The organism is Gilliamella sp. wkB171 (assembly GCF_001693755.1).
Classification (GTDB): Bacteria; Pseudomonadota; Gammaproteobacteria; order Enterobacterales; family Orbaceae; genus Gilliamella; species Gilliamella apicola_F.
Window position 1 is genome coordinate 30,157 of record NZ_LYST01000048.1, and the last position, 21,342, is coordinate 51,498.

The 21,342-nt window shown below is 34.9% G+C and carries 18 protein-coding genes; 16 read left to right on the top strand and 2 right to left on the bottom strand.

Annotated elements, in window-relative coordinates:
* The first annotated feature begins 257 nt into the window (after window positions 1-257).
* The 8 genes from cas1f to A9G03_RS09795 all read left to right on the top strand — a co-directional run bounded on the left by cas1f (window position 258) and on the right by A9G03_RS09795 (window position 10,076).
* Window positions 258-1,220 carry a type I-F CRISPR-associated endonuclease Cas1f gene (cas1f, locus tag A9G03_RS09760; RefSeq protein ID WP_442903116.1) on the top strand — a complete coding sequence of 321 codons (963 nt, stop codon included), beginning with the start codon at window positions 258-260 and terminating at the stop codon, window positions 1,218-1,220.
* A complete protein-coding gene (cas3f, locus tag A9G03_RS09765) occupies window positions 1,217-4,588 on the top strand; it encodes a type I-F CRISPR-associated helicase Cas3f (RefSeq protein WP_065799095.1) in 3,372 nt (1,123 codons plus the stop codon). The genes cas1f and cas3f overlap by 4 nt, the downstream gene beginning before the upstream one ends.
* Window positions 4,589-4,947: 359 nt before the next feature.
* The gene (locus tag A9G03_RS09770) at window positions 4,948-5,271 is read left to right on the top strand and encodes a hypothetical protein (RefSeq protein ID WP_065799096.1); all 324 of its coding nucleotides are present in this window, start codon (window positions 4,948-4,950) and stop codon (window positions 5,269-5,271) included.
* A gap of 67 nt (window positions 5,272-5,338) precedes the next feature.
* Window positions 5,339-6,718, top strand: coding sequence for a type I-F CRISPR-associated protein Csy1 (gene csy1, locus A9G03_RS09775; protein ID WP_082209444.1), 1,380 nt, complete (start codon window positions 5,339-5,341; stop codon window positions 6,716-6,718).
* Window positions 6,718-7,641 carry a type I-F CRISPR-associated protein Csy2 gene (gene csy2 / locus A9G03_RS09780; RefSeq protein WP_065799097.1) on the top strand — a complete coding sequence of 308 codons (924 nt, stop codon included), beginning with the start codon at window positions 6,718-6,720 and terminating at the stop codon, window positions 7,639-7,641. The genes csy1 and csy2 overlap by 1 nt, the downstream gene beginning before the upstream one ends.
* 33 nt (window positions 7,642-7,674) lie before the next feature.
* Window positions 7,675-8,703: a type I-F CRISPR-associated protein Csy3 gene (gene csy3 / locus A9G03_RS09785; protein ID WP_065799098.1), complete on the top strand. Its 1,029-nt coding sequence runs from the start codon at window positions 7,675-7,677 to the stop codon at window positions 8,701-8,703.
* Window positions 8,704-8,708: 5 nt separating this feature from the next.
* Complete coding sequence (gene cas6f / locus A9G03_RS09790; protein ID WP_065799099.1) at window positions 8,709-9,278, top strand: type I-F CRISPR-associated endoribonuclease Cas6/Csy4; 570 nt, start codon at window positions 8,709-8,711, stop codon at window positions 9,276-9,278.
* 378 nt (window positions 9,279-9,656) lie between these two features.
* On the top strand, window positions 9,657-10,076 hold the full coding sequence (locus A9G03_RS09795; RefSeq protein ID WP_065799100.1) for a hypothetical protein: 420 nt from the start codon (window positions 9,657-9,659) through the stop codon (window positions 10,074-10,076).
* Between the two features lie 57 nt (window positions 10,077-10,133).
* Here the strand turns inward: A9G03_RS09795 and yccS are convergent, their stop codons facing one another.
* A complete protein-coding gene (gene yccS / locus A9G03_RS09800) occupies window positions 10,134-12,278 on the bottom strand; it encodes a YccS family putative transporter (protein ID WP_218837117.1) in 2,145 nt (714 codons plus the stop codon).
* 382 nt (window positions 12,279-12,660) lie between these two features.
* Here yccS and A9G03_RS09805 point away from each other — a divergent pair, with 382 nt between their 5' ends.
* The gene (locus A9G03_RS09805; RefSeq protein WP_065799130.1) at window positions 12,661-12,987 is read left to right on the top strand and encodes a Grx4 family monothiol glutaredoxin; all 327 of its coding nucleotides are present in this window, start codon (window positions 12,661-12,663) and stop codon (window positions 12,985-12,987) included.
* A 53-nt stretch (window positions 12,988-13,040) separates the two neighbouring features.
* Here the strand turns inward: A9G03_RS09805 and rnt are convergent, their stop codons facing one another.
* Window positions 13,041-13,691: a ribonuclease T gene (gene rnt / locus A9G03_RS09810; protein WP_218837118.1), complete on the bottom strand. Its 651-nt coding sequence runs from the start codon at window positions 13,689-13,691 to the stop codon at window positions 13,041-13,043.
* Window positions 13,692-14,585: 894 nt separating this feature from the next.
* Between rnt and A9G03_RS09815 the strand changes: the two genes are divergently transcribed.
* The 7 genes from A9G03_RS09815 to cysZ all read left to right on the top strand — a co-directional run bounded on the left by A9G03_RS09815 (window position 14,586) and on the right by cysZ (window position 21,325).
* Complete coding sequence (locus A9G03_RS09815) at window positions 14,586-15,344, top strand: Nif3-like dinuclear metal center hexameric protein (RefSeq protein ID WP_065799102.1); 759 nt, start codon at window positions 14,586-14,588, stop codon at window positions 15,342-15,344.
* 97 nt (window positions 15,345-15,441) lie between these two features.
* Window positions 15,442-16,320 (top strand): 4-hydroxy-tetrahydrodipicolinate synthase, encoded by an 879-nt coding sequence (dapA, locus tag A9G03_RS09820; RefSeq protein WP_065799103.1) that lies wholly within the window; start codon window positions 15,442-15,444, stop codon window positions 16,318-16,320.
* A 39-nt stretch (window positions 16,321-16,359) separates the two neighbouring features.
* Window positions 16,360-17,124 (top strand): outer membrane protein assembly factor BamC, encoded by a 765-nt coding sequence (gene bamC / locus A9G03_RS09825; protein WP_065633470.1) that lies wholly within the window; start codon window positions 16,360-16,362, stop codon window positions 17,122-17,124.
* A gap of 221 nt (window positions 17,125-17,345) precedes the next feature.
* The gene (gene purC, locus A9G03_RS09830) at window positions 17,346-18,056 is read left to right on the top strand and encodes a phosphoribosylaminoimidazolesuccinocarboxamide synthase (RefSeq protein WP_065633469.1); all 711 of its coding nucleotides are present in this window, start codon (window positions 17,346-17,348) and stop codon (window positions 18,054-18,056) included.
* Entirely contained in the window at window positions 18,056-18,511 is a 456-nt protein-coding gene (locus A9G03_RS09835) for a DUF441 domain-containing protein (RefSeq protein ID WP_065799104.1), read from the top strand. Before purC ends, A9G03_RS09835 begins: the two co-directional genes overlap by 1 nt.
* Window positions 18,512-18,514: 3 nt before the next feature.
* On the top strand, window positions 18,515-20,455 hold the full coding sequence (locus tag A9G03_RS09840) for a GNAT family N-acetyltransferase (RefSeq protein WP_065799105.1): 1,941 nt from the start codon (window positions 18,515-18,517) through the stop codon (window positions 20,453-20,455).
* 90 nt (window positions 20,456-20,545) lie between these two features.
* A complete protein-coding gene (gene cysZ, locus A9G03_RS09845; protein ID WP_065799131.1) occupies window positions 20,546-21,325 on the top strand; it encodes a sulfate transporter CysZ in 780 nt (259 codons plus the stop codon).
* Window positions 21,326-21,342: the final 17 nt, after the last annotated feature.

Consider the following 21,342-nt stretch of genomic DNA (forward strand, 5'->3'; position numbering starts at 1 on the left):
TAGTATACCAGTTTCTAGTTCAACACTGCATAAGTGGTTTAGAAAAATTATAATGCAGTAGGTGCACACCGGTACAAGTTCAACACTGCATAAGTGGATTAAACAATTTACTGTTTTAACCTCCGATTTTTTGATGTCTTTTTATTCATATAAGCTAAAGATTAGCTTTGATTTTGTTTTATCTTTGATTATTTTTACCTCGTTTTTTGCGCATTATCATGCTAATTTATGGTCAATATTTAAATTGAATTAAGTTAGTGAAAAACATGGATATGATTCATTCTTCCGATCTTAAAACCATCTTACATTCAAAACGTGCCAACATTTATTACCTAGAGCATTGCCGTGTATTGGTTAATGGTGGGCGCGTTGAGTATGTTACCGATCAGGGGCAACAATCGCTTTATTGGAATATCCCTATTGCTAATACTACTTGTATTTTGTTAGGAACCGGTACCTCTTTAACGCAAGCAGCTGTACGCGAGCTTTCCCGTGCTGGCGTGATGATTGGGTTTTGCGGTGGTGGTGGAACGCCGCTTTTTTCCTCTACCGAAGCTGAATTTGCGTGTCAGTTTTTCTCTCCTCAAAGTGAATATCGTGCAACGGAATACCTACAACGTTGGTGTCAATTTTGGTTTGACGATGAACGTAGATTGCAAGCGGCTAAAATGTTGCAACAAAGTCGCCTTGAAATCATTCGCGAGTGTTGGTCAAAGTTTGATTGGACGATAGATCAAAGTCAATTAGACAGCATTATAAATGATGCAATAACGCAATTTGCTAATGTTAATAATAGTCAAGCATTGCTCGCAGCAGAAGGGCGTTTAAGTAAAACATTATATGCTATGGCGAATCAATTAACGTTAAGGGATGATAAGTTTAAACGTGAACAAGGTACCCATGGTAAAAGTTATGATCCGGCTAACCAATTTTTAGATCATGGCAACTACTTAGCTTATGGGCTTGGTGCAACCGCTTGTTGGGTGTTAGGGTTACCGCATGGATTGGCGATTTTGCATGGTAAAACTCGGCGCGGTGGTTTAGTATTTGATGCCGCTGATATTATTAAAGATGGCATAGTTTTACCGCAAGCTTTTTTGTCTGCAAAGCAAGGCGACAGTGAAAAAGCGTTTCGGCAAGCATGCATTTCACAATTTGCACAGTTAGGTGCGTTGGATCGAATAATTGATACATTAAAACAGATAGCAGAAAAAGCATGAATATTTTATTAGTAAGCCAATGTAAAAAACGGGCATTAACCGAAACCAGACGAATTATTGATCAGTTTGCTGAGCGTTGTGGCGTACGGACATGGCAAACAGCCATGACTGAAGATGGATTACAAACCCTATATAAATTGTTGCGCAAAACGGCTCGCAAAAATACTGCCGTTGCTTGTTATTGGACTCATGGTAAAAATTTGACTGATCTACTATGGATTGTTGGCGATCGTAGTCAATTTAATCAGCAAGGTCGAGTACCAACTAATCGTACTAAACGCAATATATTAAAAAGTGGTAATGAAAGTAGTTGGCATTATGCAACAACGATTCAATTAATCACAACGATTGCCGGTTTATTACATGATCTTGGTAAAGCGACTATTGGTTTTCAATCTAAATTACGCGCAACAGAGCAAGTGGCTGGCGATCCATACCGTCATGAATGGATTTCGTTACAATTATTTTTATTAATGATTCAAGACTGCACAACAGATCAAGCTGTTTTTGAACGTTTGGCAAATTTTTCTCAATATCAGCAGCAATACCCCAATTGGTATCAAAAACTTAACAAAACTGAAAAAACCGATCTGATGCAGTATCCTTTATTAACACAGTGGATAGCTTGGTTGATTGTATCGCATCACCGAATGCCATTTTTAATTGATTCATTAAATGGTGATAAAAATAAGAAACAAACCAGAGATTTATATATTTCAGGTTTAAAAACAACCAGTTTTTATAAAACTCTTACCGCTGTTGAAAAATGGGTAAAAAATAGTTTTAGCCAACATCCTTCGCCTAATCAGTTTTGGCAACTAAAAAGCGATATAACGTTAAGCCAAGCGTGGTTAAAAAAACTTAGCCGTTATGCTAATAAGACGCTAACTCATCCACCTTTAATGCAATTAACGAATATTGATGCCTTTTTATTGCATATGTCGCGTTTAAGTCTAATGGTGGCTGATCACAATTACTCAAGTTTATCTTTTGTAAACACCGAGGCAGATAGAAATAATACAATTTTAATTGCCAATACTAAGTATGATGAAGAAAAAGGAAAAAAAATAGCTAAACAGCGTTTAGATGATCACCTTATTGGTGTTGCCAATCTTTCAGCGCGTTTTGCGCGTTTACTACCGAAAATGATTGATGAATTGCCAGCCATTAATCAGCATAAGCCTTTTACCAAGCGAACGACTATCGATCGATTTCAATGGCAAAATCATGCATATGATATCGCTAAGCATTATCAATCATTAAGTGATGAACAAGGCTTTTTTGGTGTAAATATGGCATCCACTGGTTGCGGTAAAACGCTTGCCAATGGTCGAATTATGTATGCACTGGCGAATCCTAAACGTGGCGTTAGATTTACCATTGCCTTAGGTTTACGGGTTTTAACCTTGCAAACCGGTAAAGCGCTGCGTGAAAAACTACAGCTTAGCGATGAACATTTAGCGATCTTAGTTGGTGGGCGAGCAACGCAAACGTTATTTGAGTTAGAGAATGAAGAAAAGTTACAAAAATCAAATTTAGAAAAGCAAAATATCTCAAAAGATAATTTAGAACAAGAGGGTAGCGAATCGATAGAATCATTGGTCGATGACTATGTTGATGTGGCAGAAAGTGGTATTGCCGATAGTGAATTAGGCACAATCATTGAAAATAGCAAAGCTCGTCAACTAATTTATGCGCCGATTGTTACATGTACAATTGATCATATTATTCAAGCCAGCGAATGCATACGAGGCGGCAAATATATTGCGCCGACTTTAAGGTTACTTACCTCAGATTTGATTTTAGATGAGCCTGATGATTTTGACCAAAATGACTTGCCAGCTTTGGCGCGGCTCGTTCATTTAGCTGGGCTTTATGGGAGCAAAGTGTTGTTGTCATCGGCAACTTTAACGCCTGATTTAATTGCGGGTTTATTTGCGGCTTATCAAGCGGGACGAAAAATATGGAATCAAAACCATCAACGTAATAATGATTCGATCGTCTGTGGTTGGTTTGATGAGTATCAGCAATCAATTACGCCAATTACTGATAATGCGGCATTTAGCCAACAACATCAGCTATTTGTCAATGAGCGCATTAATGAACTTGCTAAGGGCGAAGTGCGTCGTCAAGGACATATTCTAGAATTATTGGATTACCAGTATAAAAAACCAGAAAATGAAAAATTAAATTATGACTTACTAGCTAGTCAATTATTAAAACAAGCTTATCAATTTCATAAAAATTTTCATCAGACAAATATAAATTTACAGAAAAAAATTAGTATAGGTTTAATACGCTTTGCTCATACTGAAGATTTAATTGCCTTAACTAAACATATTTATCAGCAAACTAAAATTCCTAAAAATACAGTATTTCATATTGTCGATTATCATGCTAGACAGTTATTATTATTGCGTAACCAATTAGAGCAAAAGTTAGATAGAATTTTAAATCGTACTGATCCAAAAGCAATTTTTAAGCAACCAGAAATTATTGATGCGATCAAGGATAGTGAGCAAAAAAATCATATTTTTATTGTGATAGGTACACCAGTAACCGAAGTCGGGCGAGACCATGATTACGATTGGGCCATTATTGAACCGTCATCAATGCGTTCAATTATACAGTTAGTTGGTCGTGTATGGCGCCATCGCCCCAATAAAATTGCTAAAAGCCCTAATGTTGCTATTTTAGGCAGTAATATTGAATCAATTAAGCAGGGTGTGAACTATGGTGTCGGTTCAGCGTGTTTCTGTAAGCCTGGTTTTGAACAAAAACCTTTTTTACTTACGACACATCAAACCAATAAATTGATACCACAACAACAATTAGCAAATATTGATGCCACACCACGCATAACTAATTCAACACAAGATGAGTTTACCCTTGCCGAATTGGAGCATAAAGTAATGGCACATCTATTTGCGCTTAATGCACGAAATAGTAATTATGTTACGAGTTATTGGCAACCCGATTTAGCGCATCATCATTGTTCGCATTTACAATTAATTTCACCTTTTAGAATGCAAAATCATCAAGAAGATGAATTTATTTGTCAGCTTGATGAAGATGGCAATTATTCGTTCAGTTATGCCGATATTGCTTGGCAAACTCCAGATGCATTTTGTCAGGATACAAAAAATTATCTAATTTCATATGATGACAGTTGGACATTCGATCACCCGTATATTCAACCTTGGCTAACTAATACGGTTCAACAAGCGTTAGAAAAATTGGCAGACCATTTTCCCAATAAAAATCAATATCGATTAGCTAATGAATTTTGCAGCGTTACCTTAAACAGGCAATATCGTTGGTATTTCCACCCATATTTGGGTTTTTATCAGATTAAAAATAGTGGTTAGTGAAATTTGTATCCAGAAATAAGTGTTGTACGCAAAATATCTCATCAACCTTGTTATGGCTAGCTATAAATAAGTAATTAAACTATACTTATATTCACTGCCGAACAGGTAGTTTAGAAATATGAAACTTCATTCAACTTTATTAGAAGTTAGAGAGTTTACCGCCGTGTAGGCGGTTTTTATTTTATCTTATTCCCCTATGACACTTTATTCAAGATTTATTTATATGTCGTTTTTTTGAAAGAAATGATGACAAACTTGTAATTTTTATTTTTTTGGTTAGAATATAAAAAAACCCCAGATGCGGCAACATCTGAGGTTTGAATTTTAACCCCACTACCAAAAAGGAGTATAAAATTATGAATAATGATAAATTATACATAATGAAAAATCAATTTCAGACTGATAAGTTAGTGTTAAATAAATTGCAAAATTTTGCAATCAGCACTTCGGCTGCTAATGATGAGTCTGTAATTTTTTTGCCAAAATCGGTTGAAGACTTTTCAATTACAGAACTAATGAAAATATTAAATATTTCGACAACCAAAGAAATCGAATATTTAATTAAGAAATTAGAACTTGATCAACCTAAATATCGATATCTTAATGCTGCGAATAAGTGGCTGTATAACAATAAAGCACTTAATTTATTAGTGTCGTATATAAGATTTAAAGCATCATAATGATATTTACTAAGGTCCATAATTTTTTATGGGCCTTTTTATTTTTAAAGGAAATTAAGGAGGGCCAATGGAAGATATTTCTTGGCAAGATATAAGAAAGGTTATTGTCGACTTTCTTCAGCAGCGGCTTACTAATAATGCTAATTATAAAAGTGAAGTGACAAAACTGGATAAAGCTAAGCAAGCAAATGATGTATTGGCAATTAATGAATCTCAACAAAAAATTAATGATTTAATTAAACGATTTGATTTTGAAACTTGGATGGAAGATGCCGCAACTAGACGAATTTTATGGATAGATATTGGAACGAATATTAGTAAGGGCATTAATTCCTCGAGTCTAGGTGATAATATCAACTATGCTGCACAAACTAAGCCAACTGATTCAAATTATGTATCATCAGCTACGCCATTAACTTTGAATTTCGATTGCTCAGGTAATGCTGCCGCATTGGATATTTTTTCTTTATTAAATCAATCTGTAACGGATGATATGACTTTATTACAATTGATTATACAAGAACATCCTGCTGTTTTGCCGGCGTTATCGGATGATGAGCAAAAGGCAGCGGTTTATTTAGCTAATTTAAAAAAAGCGATTTTTAATAATTTTGATACTCCAAAAGCATCCGAACTTAATAAACAATTATATTGGCCAAATAGTGAAGATACTTATCTTTCAGGGGTTAATAATCATTACCGTCTGTTAATTCCATTGTATCCATCATCATTGTGCCACTTGGTGTATCAAAAAGTACAAACAAGATTTTCTGACGAGAATAAAAAGGCTCGTGAACAAAGAAGAATTAAAGGAATTGAACATCAATCTTATTTTTCGTTTCATCACTTAGCCGTGGTTAAGTTAGGGGGCAGCAATCCGCAAGGCGTCAGTCAATTAACCAGTAATCAAGGTGGACGTAATTTTTTATTACCGTCAATGCCGCCTAAATTTGAAAAATCCCCTTTTCCATCAATTAATAGGGTGCAAGAAACCATTTTCACAAATTCAATGCAATATTTTTGTCGCTTTGGCTTTAGATTGTTGTTTGATATGGTTCAAGCGCCAAAAAACAATGTTGAAGAGCGTGACAATCGCAAAGATGCTTTTGCCGTTATTTTATCGTTATTACTTAAATATGCCAGACATATTCAAAAAACCATGCCGGCGGGCTGGAGTCGTGATTACTCGCTCAAATTTAATCAAAAATTATGGTTAGATCCAAAGCGATCTAATTTAGACGGTGAGCAAGATTTTAAACAAAAGTATGATAAAGGTGAATGGATAGTTGAACTAGAAAAAGACTTTGCTTTTTGGATCCAAAATGCTCTAGTAAAAAAATTTGAAAATATTCAACAGCAATTTAGTGATCCTGAATTTATGGAGTGGCGTAAAGAATTAAGCGCCGCTGTCAAAGCAAGTCAGCGTAAAAAGGAGGGGATCTTTTAATGGAAACATTAAATTACTATCTGTTTTTTGATCATGTCAAAATTCATAATGCTAATGCGATATCCAGCCCATTAACCTACGGATTTCCAGCTATTTCAGGTTTTGTTGGTGCTATTCATGCATTAAACCGTAAAATTGAATCGACCGATCCTATTTATTTAGATGGAGTATTGATTGCTTGCCATGAGTGTGATGTACAAGTTTATCGACCTAATGATTATAGTGATTATACTTTTCGATTAACCCGTAATCCTGTGGCCAAAAATGGTGATACCCGCGCAATTATCGAAGAGGGGCGAGTGCATCTTGATGTTTCATTGCTGATTGAAGTCAAAATAGAAAATTTTGAAGCACTTTATGATGACGATCAAAAGAATGAATTTGTTAATCAAATGAAACAAAAACTGTATCAACAACGCATTGCTGGTGGTCATGTGTTAGAAATTGGTGAGGCAAGATTAATTCCCTCTGATGCATCAGACGAAACATTAGCAAATTTGTTATTACCTGCTTTTGTATTAGTTGAAGCACAGCAAGATCTGCAAGAGATCACAGCTGAGTTACAACAACAAGATCCCAATGCAACCGCGCTTGATGCTTTAATCGAAACAGCAATGTTGCATCACCATCCTCAAGAGAAAGAACACTGGCAGACCACATCAGTCAAACAGGGACGAGGTTGGTTAGTCCCGATACCATTAGGGTATCAAGCAATATCACCGTTATTTGCTGCTGGTAAGTTGCAAGAAGCTCGGAGTAATGAACATCAATCACAATTTGTTGAATGTATTTATGGCTTGGGTAAATGGGTATTTCCATTGCGCTTAAAGGAAAACTTATCACAAGCATTTTGGCGCTATCAATGCAGTACATTGCAATCAAATGGTGCAGAGATTTATATCATTAATCAACAAAATAATTAAATAATTTTAGCGTTATACAATAAGGAATTTATTATGAGTAAAAGTAAAATCACTACCGCATCTGTTTTAGCTTTTGAACGCAGTTTTGATATTTCTGATGCTGTTTTTTCACAGCCAAGTACTGCTAATCCTGAAATATTATCTCCGGTTCGATTAACCGAAAAATCAGTACGCGGAACTATCTCTAATCGCCTTAAAAATGCCATTGCTAGCGATCCCGCTAAATTAGATGCCGAAATTCAAAAACCTAATTTACAAACTGTCGATGTTGCTGCGTTAGATGCCGATAAAGATACTTTAGTGATAACATGGAGCTGTAAAGTGTTACCTTTTACCGGTAAACCATCAGTATGTAATGATGTTGAATATCAAGCACAGTTAACAACGACAACTCAAGAATATATTAAAGATGTTGGCTTAAAAGCGTTAGCGAAACGATATGCCATTAATATTTTAAATGGTCGTTGGTTATGGCGTAACCGTATGGCAGCCGAGCAAATTAATATTATCGTGAGTTACCAAGCGCACAATGATAAAGATGAAGCTAAGATAATTAACGTCGCTAACGTTGATGCCAAAAATTATCAGCTTAACAGTTTTGATTATGATGATAAATCTGTTCAAGCATTGACTGATCTTATTGAAGCAGGATTAACCAATAAAAAATTTGTGATCTTTGATGTTACCGCAACACTAAAAATGGGCTTAGGACAAGAAGTTTACCCATCGCAAGAATTAATTTTAGATACTGGTAAAGAAAAAAGCAAAGTGCTTTATGACAAAAATGGTCAAGCAGCGATGCATTCGCAAAAAGTGAGTAATGCAATTCGTACTATTGATACCTGGTATGATGAAAAAGCGGAATTTCCAATTGCGATTGAACCTTATGGTTCGGTGACCACTATGGGGCATGCTTTCCGCCAACCTAAACAAAAATTGGACTTTTATAACTTGTTTGATAACTGGGTTTTGAAAGGGGAAAAGCCAAGTTTGGAACAACAACATTATGTGATTGCAGTATTAATTCGTGGCGGTGTATTTGGGGCGAGTGGTAAGGAGTAAGCAAGATGCATACACACTATTTTGAACTGCGCGCCATACCACAAATTGAGATAACTGAAGTGCAGGTGATTAATCAAGTGATGCAAAAACTGCATCAAGTCTTGGTTAATTTTCAGGGAAATATTGGTATTAGTTTTCCTTGTTATAATGTGCGCCGAACACTAGGCGGAATTATTCGCATTTTTGGTACTGAAGCCGAGTTACAGGAATTTAAAAGTGCGCTACAGCAACAGGCTGCCATTGCTGACTATGTATTGATTCTACCAATCACAGCCATACCAACTGAAGTTAAGGGCTATTTACGTTTAACGCGGGTTAATCCTAAAGGACAAAGCGCATTAAGACGTGCTGAAAAACGCTTAACCGCTCAAGGTAAATGGTCTACTGACGTAAAACAAAAAATGATAGATAAATGGGGAAGTGTTAATCTTACTTATCCGCATTTACATTTTTATAGTCAAAGCACTGAGCAAAGCTTTATTTTATGGATAAAACAAGAAAAAAGCTCAACTGCGGTAGAGGGAGTTTTTAATAGTTATGGTCTAAGTAAAACGGCTACCGTGCCTGACTTTTAAGTGATATCAATAACGCTGTATTTAATCTATTGGTGGTTCAATAGGTTAAATATGGCTTTAACTTAAGTGATTTTTAGTCTTGATTTAATTATATTCACGTAATAAGTAACATCATAATGATTATCCAATTTTTCTTGAAACTAGCAGCAAAGTTATCTAAGTTTGAATTCTATAAACCTAAAGGATAGTCAAAATACTTGTTATATCTGAGCGAAATAAATTTCTTGAGGGGCATGGTTATTCATTTAAATTGTGATTAATTCTATCTACATTCGCCGGTTTAAGCACAGTCAAAAATGGAGTAATTCATCGATAAATAACGTTATAGCTTTGTCTTGAGATAGGATAAATTTTAAATTACGATCGTTAGAATCTGGAATGGGCGGGCTAGTTTTTGAATTTACGACTCCTCCTTTCAAAAATACTCATTGGAATGCAACGTCCAAATATCTGGCAGAAAGTGCATTTAGCTTTATTGAAGGTATTATCTATTATAATGTTTCTAATTATCAGAATTTTGGAAATTGGGGAGTAACGCAGGTTACTCTACAACAATGGTTACTGATAAAACCTCAATTATTCAAACTTAAACAGAAAGTGATAAATGCGCAAAATTTAACTGAACAGCAAGACGATCTGTTTGATTTTGCATTTATTTTTGATAAATCTTGGCAAAAAGAGATGTCAAAAAATTTTCTGAAATATAAATTGGGTTTTTCACAAATGATTAGTGACCTAATCATTTGGATTGATAAGAATATGCAAAAATACCGTTCTCTCTATATTTTGGGTGTATAACATCTTTACTCATAAATATTTGCATGTTAGCAAATCACTTTATTTAGCAAGCTTTGATTAAGTCGATTTTTTGTCTAATTCGCTAACAAGACTGATTAATTCCGGCAATATATCGAGTATTAGTGCTAATTGTTGCATAACGAGTAAATCATTATTGGCTTGTTCATCTTGGATCGAAATCGACTCGATATAATTTGCGACCGATTGTTTAATCGGTTGATATTCGCTATTTAACTGTTTATCAGTCAATAAATTAATGATATAAACCGACAAATCATCAAACAATTCTAATGTATGATTAGAAATAGATTTATCACGATGTGCACCTAGTGTCGATAAATAGCTGATTAGCGTATGGTTTAAAGTTAATAATCGAAAACCTTTATCAATTAATGCAGGATTCATATGCGGCTCTTTAGTCATTAAGCTAATTAATGATGATAAATCTGCATTACTATCATGGGCTGATCGCCTTGCTAAACGGTATTTGGGATCATTAGTTTTTCCAGTCAGATATTGACTACCAATTAGGGCTAAATAGTGGCTGTCGTCATGACAAACCCGATCAACTAATTTAGGAAGATTTCTAAACTTCCAATCGGGCCAAATAAAACTTACCGCAAACCAGGCAATAAAACAGCCTATCAAGGTTGCAATAATTCTAGACAATGCGACCTCAATACTGCTTTCTCCAATTAAGCTAAAACTAAAAAAGACCAGTAATGTAATAAATGCTGTCGCATAGGCATATTGTGAATTTTTAAATAAGAAAAACAACCAACCGGTAATAATGATTAAGATAAGTTGTTCTTCAATAGTCGGGAATAGATAGGTTAAAGGTATGCCAATGACGATCCCTAATATTGTGCCAAATACTCGCAATTTTAGTCGATGTTTTGTTGTGGCGTAGTTAGGTTGGCATACAAAAAGACTGGTCAGAATAATCCAATAACCGTGTGAAAGGTCGGTACAATAAATAACACTATAGCCAACAAAGAGCACAATACTCATTCTAATAGCATGACGAAATAGGGCTGATTTGATGGTTAAATTTTGTTTTATTTTGGCGAAAATGTCATGAAAGCTGGTAAGTTCATCATCAACCAATTGATTCTCTTCTTGCTGTTTGGCAAGATGCTGCTCTGTATCAATATTGGCAAGTAACAGATCAATAGATAACAGGTTTTGATATAAATTTTGTAATGATTTTATTAAAAGTGACGAACTTTTATTGTGACTTTGATATTGAGATATCGCTTCTTCAAGGTAAGAAAAATAGCGCGCAAATAAAGGATCATGATGATATGTTTGATTCATTTTGATAGCAAAAGCAAGTTTGGCACAGGCTTTTGCTTGTAAATTTAAAATTCGCGCAAATCGAAACAAAATATCACTATGTTTAAAATTATCACTTAACGCTTGATATTGTCCATGTGCTGAACTAGCTCGTTCATGAATATCCTGAGCCACAAAGTAATAACTCAACATTTTTTTGACATAAGATTGCCCACGATAGCCTTTCAGACGATTAAACAGTGAACGTTTAGTTTGATTAAATGCATTGATTAATTGAGTATTACTTTCGGTTAATTGTAAGGTTTGTTTAGTAAATCCATCGGTCTCGTCTGGATCAAACATTGCCGCTTTAGCATCAAGATACTGGGCTAATCTAATAAAACAGTTTGATAAACTTTGTTGAGTTGTGCGGATAGGTTGAATGATAGATTCAATTAACGACACAATGTTGTACCAAAGTGCACCTAATAATAAAAAGCAAGGTAAAGTATAATTGTCAGCATATAAATTATGGCCTAGCATTGTATAAGCAGCAATCAATAATGATCCAAACGCAATGACGCCGTAGCGTTGTCCTAGTGAGCCAAGCATAATAAAAGCAAAAGTTGAAAAAACTAATCCCACAATAAAAACCAATGGAAAATCAAATAGTAATTCAACTGAAAAAGTTGCAATAGCAAAACAAAATAGCGTTAAAACTATATTAATACAACGGCTAAGTAAGCGGGTGTCAATCTCGGTCAGTCCAGCAGCCACAACGCCTAAAGTTAACGGGATGACTAAATTGACATGACCAAAATACCATGGAACTAGGGTAGAGCCGGTCAGACTAATTAGCATACGAATACTAAAAAGGAGATTACTGCTATAAAAAACTTTACGTAAAGTCAGGATTAAAGGATGCACGATATATCTATTTTATTAAAGTCATTTTAATAACAATAAGCATACTATATTGTGATGGCAAGGAAAAGAGATCGCCAAAATGACTTAGTAAGAATTTACATTTAGTCAGCTAAGTTTAACTGTTAAGTTTTAATCTTTACAAAAAATGAATAGAAGATCTTCGGTAAATCAAAATTTGTTATATTGTTAATGAAAGGGTTGTTGATCTTAATTTTATCTTATTTTTTATAGATGCTTATTTGCCAACTAATGGCAAGATGTTCATAAATTGTCGTTATAGTAAAACAAAATAAATATAGCAGTATGACAAGTTATAATTCTACGTTAGAATAGTCACAATTTGCTAGAAATAAAATAAGGATTAACTAGTATGACAACTGAAATGACAACACTTGAAAAAATTAAAAAACAGATTGCTGATAACCCAATTATTTTGTACATGAAAGGGTCGCCTAAGTTGCCAAGTTGTGGTTTTTCAGCCCAAGCAGTGCAAGTTTTATCACAATGCGGTGAACCGTTTGCTTATGTTGATATTTTACAAAATCCTGATATTCGTGCCGAACTACCAAAATTCGCTAATTGGCCGACTTTTCCACAACTTTGGGTTGAAGGTGAGTTAATTGGTGGTTGTGATATTATGTTAGAAATGTTTCAAGCTGGTGAATTACAAACCTTAATTAAAGAGACTGCTAAAAAACATAAATCTTAATTAAATTGTATGTGCATATTTAAACAGAAAAGAGAGATATTATCTCTCTTTTTTTATTCTGATTGATCAGGTTGTTCGTTAGTCTGTGGCAGTGGCCAACCTCCTAATCGTTTAAATCGATTGACAATTTCGCAAAATAAAATAGCGGTTTTTTCGGTATCATAAAGTGCTGAATGTGCTTGTTTATGATCAAAGGCAATATTTGCAGCTTCGCACGCTTTTGCTAATACGGTTTGCCCAAAAACTAAACCACATAGTGATGCTGTATCAAATGTCGCAAAGGGATGAAAAGGATTACGTTTAATTCCGGCACGTTCTGCCGCTGCCATTAAAAAACTATGATCGAAGTGTGCGTTGTGGGCAACAATGACTGCACGGGTACAATCAGAGGCTTTAATTCCAGTACGCACCATTTTGAATATGGATTCCAGTGCGAGTTTTTCGTCAACAGCTGCCCTTAATGGATTATTAGGATCAATGCCATTAAAAGCTAAAGCACTCGGTTCTAAAATAGAGTTTTCAAAAGGATTAACGTTAAATTGTAGCGTTTCATCAGGCTCAAGCCAGCCGTCATCATTCATTTTAAGGGTAATGGCGGCAATCTCTAAAATAGCATTGAGTTTAGGATCAAATCCTGAGGTTTCTATATCAATCACGACTGGGTAAAAACCCCGAAAGCGTTCACATAATTTTGTGTTTGGCACAATTGTTTATCTTAGTTTGTCAAAAATGGAGGTTATTATGCCAGTTTTTGTTGTTTTCGCCTAGTTTTACCTAAGTCATCTTAGCATTTAAGCGATAATTTAATCTTCGGTTGAATCTTATAAATCAATCTAAATGGGGGGATTGTTTTTTGATAGTTCAATCTCTTCAGTCCATTGTGAATTAAGACATTTATAATGTTTAGGCAGATGTTTTAAACGTTGTTACAAAAGTTTGTAATACTTCCTTAAGCTTGACTAATTTGATTGCAAGTGATTAATGTTTATAAATAATAAGAAGTTGCTGCTAAACTTGGAAAGTAACAAATTAGTACACTAAATTCTTGATTAGCTTGTTCTTTATTATCCAACAAGACCAAGATTTCAGACTAAAGTTAGTGATTTTCATTAGAATAATAATCCCAATTGTTTTATTTCTGATTAATCGAATGTTTGTTTTAGCAAATTGTTAATCTTTATAAAGTGCGTTAGCGTATTGCAATACTATTTCAGAAGTTGTGTGATAAAGACGAGTTGATGCATTTTCATAAAAAGGGTAAAGCCTCGTTTTCACGATAGCTATCTTAAATAGCTAGTTTAACCTTCACTTATTATTTGCCTTCTACTTATAATTGAAACCTGACAACATTCTTAATCTATTTTATTTAAATTAATAAACATTAAAATGAATATGATAGATACTAATTGAGTAATTAAAACATTGGTCAGCTAGGGTGGTAAAAATCAATTAGTCATAATATCAGATGAGTTATTTCAAGAAAGTGTCTATAATTGGCGCTAAACAAAAGGGCTAAACGTTTATCTGCTAATTTTCAGCTTTTTGTTAATGTTGTTTTAGATTAACTTTATGATTGAGTAAAAGTAGCGAGGAGCATTGTGCATAATTACGAACTCCAACAAATCATTAATACAGAACTGCAAGTTTTACGCTATCGTGACTATGCCCCTAGTGGATTGCAAGTGCAAGGGCGAAGTGAGATAAAAAAAATTGTAACAGGTGTCACGGCTTGTCAAGATTTATTAGATAAAGCGGTTGAATTGCAAGCCGATGCGGTGTTAGTTCATCATGGCTATTTTTGGAAAAGTGAACCACAAACAATTACTGGCATTAAATATAAGAGACTTAAGACATTATTATCTCATGATATTAATCTGTTTGGTTATCACTTACCGCTAGATGGCCATCCCACACTTGGAAATAATATCTTATTAGCTAACATGCTTAATATTTCGGTTGAACCGCGCACTGATATCACCGATTTACTTTTTAAAGGAACACTAACCGAACCGTTAACCGCTCTTGAATTTAAGCATAAATTGGAAAAAATCTTGCATAACAGTCAGCGTTCTATTTTATTTTGTGGAGATAATGCACCTAAAGTGATAAAACGCGTTGCTTGGTGTAGCGGCGGCGGGCAAGATTTTATCGAAGCAGCGGCTCAGCAAGGTTATGATGCATTTTTTACCGGCGAGGTTTCTGAACGCACTATCCACATTGCACGTGAATATGGTATAAATTTTTATGCAGCAGGTCACCACGCAACGGAACGTTATGGTATTAAAAAGCTTGGCGAATGGTTAGCTAAGGAATATAGCCTTGAAGTTATTTTTATTGATATTGATAATCCTGCATAACAAAAGTTGAATTTAACTAAGAAATATCGCATACTTATTCGCAGATTTTTTATTCTTTAAAGTTGTTGTTTAAACAGATAATATGAGAGGTCATTTTATGTTTACAGGAAGTCTGGTCGCCCTTATCACACCAATGGATTCTAAAGGAAATGTGGACCACGTAAGCTTAAAAAAATTGGTCGAATATCATATTGCTAATGGCACATCAGCTATCGTGTCTGTTGGAACAACGGGTGAATCAGCGACACTTAATCATCAAGAACATATCGATGTTATAAAGCGTACTGTTGATTATGCGCAAGGGCGAATCGATATTATTGCTGGAACAGGCTCTAATGCCACTAAAGAAGCAATTGAATTAACTCGTCAAGTTGAAAATATTGGGGTAGTGGGGTGTTTAACTGTTGCTCCCTATTATAACAAACCGACTCAAGAAGGTATGTATCAGCATTTTAAAGCTATTGCTGAATGTACTGCATTACCTCAAATTCTTTATAATGTGCCAGGTCGCACAAGTAGCGATATCAAACCTGAGACCGTTGGTCGTTTATCAAAAATCAAAAATATTGTTGCATTGAAAGACGCAACAGGTGATCTTTCTCGCGTATATAAAACGCGAAAATTAGTGGGAGATGATTTTAAACTGTTAAGTGGTGATGATGCTACATTTTTAGATTTTATGATTTTAGGTGGTGATGGGGTGATTTCTGTTACTGCTAATGTTGCAGCAAAACAAGTTGCTACAGTTTGTCAATTAGCTGCAAACAACCAAATCAAAGAGGCTAGAGCGTTAAATGAAAGTTTATTAGCATTACATAATAATTTGTTCATTGAACCCAACCCCACGCCAGCAAAATGGGCTTGCCTAAGATTGGGCTTAATCGCTGATGGTACAATTCGTTTACCGATGATATCGCTGACCGATGCTTCAATTCCAGCGGTGGAACAAGCATTAAAAGATGCTAATTTACTGTAATTTATTTTCGTATAACTTTTAATTTATAAGCAGACATCTATGTTTAATAAAACCGTATTGCAAAATAATGTCATAAAAAAAGTCGCTATTTTGACCGCTGTTGCTTCTTTCTTTCTTGTAGGATGTGGAAGCGATCAAAACTATAAACGTGAAGTTGATGGTAATGATGACTATTTAAATTCACCAAGTTTAAAACCATTAATTGTTCCACAAGGTATTACAGTACCAGCAGAAGTTGCTGACTTTTTTGTGAATAATGGCAAAATCGATGGGCCGTTAGGAAAACAAGTTGATATTCGCCCACCTATGTTGCCGCTTTCAACGATTTCTGAAGCTTTTGTGGTCTATAACAATGGTATGGTAACGTTCAATGTACCATTAAGTTATAATCTATGGGATCGAATTCCTAATATTTTAACTAGCAAAAATATTCCTATTGATGGTCGTGATAATCAAACTATTAAAACGGCTAAGGCATATATAGTACGTGCTGACGAATCGCAACAAACTGAAGCTTCGTACGTATTTAAGCGAAAAATTATGGGTAACACTGAAACCATTACACTTGGCTTGAACTCGCTAACTCGTGGTGCTGAAGATATTTCTACCCAACCAGCAGAAGTACAACGTTACGTAGTTGGTTTATTTAATATCATCATGGATGAGGTTGCACCAGAATCAGTTCGACAACCACCAGTGAAAGATCCTAAAGATGATGATGCCAAAAAGGACACTAAGTCAGATAAAGATTCTGAGTCCATGAAGGCTTTAAAAGAAGATCTTAAAGACAGCAACCGTCGATAGTTGTCGTTATCGAGTTGGTTGTCGTGATAAATAGAGTTTTTAATTCAAAAGTCGTCTGGTGCGTTATTGGTTTATCGTAATCGATGACTTTAATAATAAGTAGTGTGTTGATATTTACGCTTTCAATAAATCCGAAGTAAAGATAACAACAATGAGTTCGAATTTAAGGAGCGAAAAGCTCCTTAATTATTTATTGGCTATTATGATATAAGGTTATAAGCATGAAAAAGTTGGATGAGCTTTATCGTGGTAAAGCAAAAACTGTTTACACAACAGACAACCCGGAACTACTAATATTGGAATTTCGTAACGATACTTCTGCTTTTGATGGTTTACGTATTGAGCAGTTAGATCGCAAAGGAATGGTTAATAATAAATTCAACTATTTTATTATGACACTATTACGTGATGAAGGCATTCCTACACAAGTTGCAGCCTTAATATCAGATAATGAAGTTTTAGTTAAAAAATTAGAAATGATTCCTGTTGAATGTGTCGTGCGTAATCGCGCAGCAGGCTCTTTAGTTAAACGTTTAGGCGTTGAAGAAGGCACTGTCCTTAATCCTCCAACTTTTGAATTATTTTTGAAAAATGATGCATTGCATGACCCAATGGTTAATGAATCGCACTGTAAAGCTTTTGGCTGGGCGACAGATGAACAATTAGCTACAATGAAAGAGCTGAGCTTTAAAATTAATACAATATTGACTGAACTATTTGATAAAGCTGGTTTGATTTTAGTTGATTATAAACTTGAATTTGGTTTATACAAAGGTGAAGTAACCTTAGGTGACGAGTTTTCTCCTGATGGTTGTCGTCTATGGGAAAAAGAGACGTTGAAAAAAATGGATAAAGATCGTTTCCGTCAAAGCTTAGGCGGTGTAATAGAAGCTTATGAAGAAGTCGCTAAGCGCATTGGTGTACCTTTGTAATGTTTGCTCAGTTCGATATCTCTTTCTTTCTTCTATTAGCTTTAGCTGCACTGTGTTATGTGACGCATAATAACACAGTGACCTTTGCCGTTTTGTTATTATTACTGTTCAAATTAACGCCACTATCAACATATTTCCCTTTTTTAAATCAATATGGTTTAACTATTGGCATTGTGATATTAACTGCTGCAATGATGGTTCCATTGGCTAATGGGACTTTAAAAATTCACGATATTTTAAAATCCTTTACTACTTGGCAATCAATGTTGGCTATCCTGGTAGGGATTGCTGTTTCGTGGTTAGGTACTCGGGGAGTATCATTAATTGGTGCTCATCCGACCATAATTAATGGTTTAATTATTGGTACATTAATTGGTGTTGCTTTTTTCAAAGGTATCCCAGTTGGACCATTGATAGCGGCAGGTATTTTATCGCTCGTGATTGGAAGAAGTTAGCTTATGTCAGGTCCAGATAGCACAAGAAAGCTCTGGGTATTAAAAGGCGAAGCAACACAATTATTGAATCAATTGCGTGATACAATAAATCAGCATCAAGCTGATTGGATCACCATTACCACACAAAATAATTTACCCCCTTTTTTGACTAAAACTTTTTTACCCAATCAAACCAAATCGTTATTAGGTCGAGAATTTTTGCATGCGATTTTTGATGCAACGCAAGGTTTTAATTTAGATGCTTTTGCCATGCTGGTTGGGACTTTGGTTAAAGGAAGTATACTTATATTACTTTTACCAGAAGATTTTAACCATTGGTGTGATCAAGATAGCATACGCTGGAATGAGAACAGCCAAGCTATTGAAGTTCCCAATTTTGTCAAACATCTTGAGCAAATCTTAAAGGATTTTGACATTGAATCTAACCAACGCGACTTTCCAAATATTCAAACAGCACAGCTTAGTTTAACAGAACAACAAACTATCCTTGAACGTCTACTAATAAGTGATGCGCCAATTAAAGTGTTAATGGCTAAACGCGGACGAGGAAAATCAGCTTTAGCCGGTCTATTTAGCCATTATCACCAATCAATTATTATTACTGCACCTAACAAAAGTGCTTTAACTACGTTTTTTCATTTCGCCAAATCATCGGTTAAATTTGTTGCACCCGATGAATTAATAGAGGTTGGATTTGGTGGTCATGTTGATTATTTAATTATTGACGAAGCTGCCATGATTCCACTTCCGATGCTGGAAAACTTATTGCAATTTGCATCTGAGAATAATTGCCCAGTATTATTAACTACAACGATGGAAGGTTATGAAGGGACAGGACAGGGTTTTTTATTACAATTATTTAAAAATAAATCGTGTGAGTTTTTCTACTTAACAAACCCAATACGTTGGCAAGCTGGTGATCAGCTTGAAGCTATTACTGATTGTTTACTGCTAAATGGTTTATTTTGTCAAAAACAAGATAGACATCTGATAAATCAATCGATTGAATATAACAGGGTTAGCCGTAATAATATTACTGCGTTAAAACAGATTTTTTATTTATTAAAAACTGCGCATTATCAAACAACTTTAATTGATTTAAGACGTATTTTTGATGCAAATAATCAAACTGTTTGGCAAGCAAAGCAAGAAAATCATCTTATTGCTGGTGCCATCACGATAGATGAAGGTCAGTTATCTGACAGTTTAATTGAAGCCGTGTGGCAAGGTACGCGCCGACCTAAAGGTAATTTAGTTGCTCAATCGTTGGTGGCGCATGCCGGTGAAAAATTAGCAGCTAAGCTTGCATCAGTTAGAATTAATCGTATTGCCGTTACGGAGTCTCATCGTCGTCAGCATATTGCTCAGCAATTGGTTGAACGCATTTATCAGCATGGGGCTATACAAGGTAAAGATTTTATTTCGGTGAGTTATGCTTTTAATCAAGCAAACGATCAGTTTTGGTCTGCATGTGGATTTGTACTGGTTCACGTTGGTAGTCGTAAAGAAACAAGCAGTGGTAGTTATTCCGTAATGGCATTAAAACCTATCACCAAGCAGGGATTATCCTTGACCATGCAGTTAAACAAAAAATTGCAGCGTAACTGGTACTGGTTAAAAAATATTATCGATCTACCATTAGCTGATCGTTTTCAGCTAAATAGCGATCAGCAACTAACCCATCAGGATCTTGATGAACTTCGTGGATTTTGTTACTATCACCGCCCTTATGAAGCAACTTATGCTGCACTTTGTCGATTGAATCAATTTAATAATCATCAACAAAACGCTTTCAATTTACCTATCTTAAAATCATTATTGCAAGATGATAATAAATTAATACATGTGATAAAACAGTATCAATTAACAGGAAAAGCAGCTTTAATGCAGGCAATAAAGTATGAAGTTAAGCAGTGGTTTAACAATGTTGATAACAAGGCTTAAAATAATTTAATTAAAACTTAATATAAAATCATATTTTATTAGAAGGGACAAAATGTGAAATTAAATAATTTCGAAAAAACAAATACCAACATGCACAGTAACCAAACAGATTACCAGCCAAAAACTGGTCTAGAATATTTTATTAAAGGCTGGTCATTAGCTTTCAGCCCAAGCATTCGCCATTATGTCTTTTTACCTTTACTTGCTAATATCGTGATTATGTCTTTATTGTTTTATTGGTTTTTGGTATCCATAACCGGTATGGTGGACTGGGGATTATCTTTTGTTCCTAGTTGGCTTCAATGGTTAGGGTATATCATTAGCTTTATTGTTGTTGTGACACTCGCTATCGTATTTTGCTATTTTTTTAGTACAGTTGCTAATATTATTGCTGCGCCATTTAATGGGCTATTAGCCGAGCATGTTGAATCTCAATTAACCGGTATGCCGGCACCTGATACTTCTTGGATAAGTTTGATTATGGATATACCTAGAATAATGGGACGAGAATTACAAAAACTGATTCATTATCTATTATGGGCAAGTCTAATTTTTCTAACCTATTTTATTCCGGTTATTGGGCAATCGGTCACGCCTGTTATATGGTTTTTATTTACTGCTTGGCAAATTAACATTCAATATGCCGATTATGCGTTTGATAATCATAAAATTACCTTTCCTCGAATGCGTGAGTTACTAAAGCAGGATAAAACGGATAATTTGATTTATGGTATTTTAGTCAGTTTATTTACGATGATTCCGATTTTAAATCTTGTTATTATGCCTATTGCGGTTTGTGGTTCAACCGCTATGTGGGTCGATCGCTATCGCCATCAAGTCATATTCAATGACGGCCATAATAATCGTTAATGATTAACTTTGAGGTT

Excerpts from the sequence above, each read along its gene's own strand:
- cas3f (WP_065799095.1), top strand. The coding sequence starts at position 1,217 with ATGAATATTTTATTAGTAAGCCAATGTAAAAAACGGGCATTAACCGAA.
- A9G03_RS09770 (WP_065799096.1), top strand. The coding sequence starts at position 4,948 with ATGAATAATGATAAATTATACATAATGAAAAATCAATTTCAGACTGAT.
- csy1 (WP_082209444.1), top strand. The coding sequence starts at position 5,339 with ATGGAAGATATTTCTTGGCAAGATATAAGAAAGGTTATTGTCGACTTT.
- csy2 (WP_065799097.1), top strand. The coding sequence starts at position 6,718 with ATGGAAACATTAAATTACTATCTGTTTTTTGATCATGTCAAAATTCAT.
- csy3 (WP_065799098.1), top strand. The coding sequence starts at position 7,675 with ATGAGTAAAAGTAAAATCACTACCGCATCTGTTTTAGCTTTTGAACGC.
- cas6f (WP_065799099.1), top strand. The coding sequence starts at position 8,709 with ATGCATACACACTATTTTGAACTGCGCGCCATACCACAAATTGAGATA.
- A9G03_RS09795 (WP_065799100.1), top strand. The coding sequence starts at position 9,657 with ATGGGCGGGCTAGTTTTTGAATTTACGACTCCTCCTTTCAAAAATACT.
- A9G03_RS09805 (WP_065799130.1), top strand. The coding sequence starts at position 12,661 with ATGACAACACTTGAAAAAATTAAAAAACAGATTGCTGATAACCCAATT.
- dapA (WP_065799103.1), top strand. The coding sequence starts at position 15,442 with ATGTTTACAGGAAGTCTGGTCGCCCTTATCACACCAATGGATTCTAAA.
- bamC (WP_065633470.1), top strand. The coding sequence starts at position 16,360 with ATGTTTAATAAAACCGTATTGCAAAATAATGTCATAAAAAAAGTCGCT.
- purC (WP_065633469.1), top strand. The coding sequence starts at position 17,346 with ATGAAAAAGTTGGATGAGCTTTATCGTGGTAAAGCAAAAACTGTTTAC.
- A9G03_RS09835 (WP_065799104.1), top strand. The coding sequence starts at position 18,056 with ATGTTTGCTCAGTTCGATATCTCTTTCTTTCTTCTATTAGCTTTAGCT.
- A9G03_RS09840 (WP_065799105.1), top strand. The coding sequence starts at position 18,515 with ATGTCAGGTCCAGATAGCACAAGAAAGCTCTGGGTATTAAAAGGCGAA.
- cysZ (WP_065799131.1), top strand. The coding sequence starts at position 20,546 with ATGCACAGTAACCAAACAGATTACCAGCCAAAAACTGGTCTAGAATAT.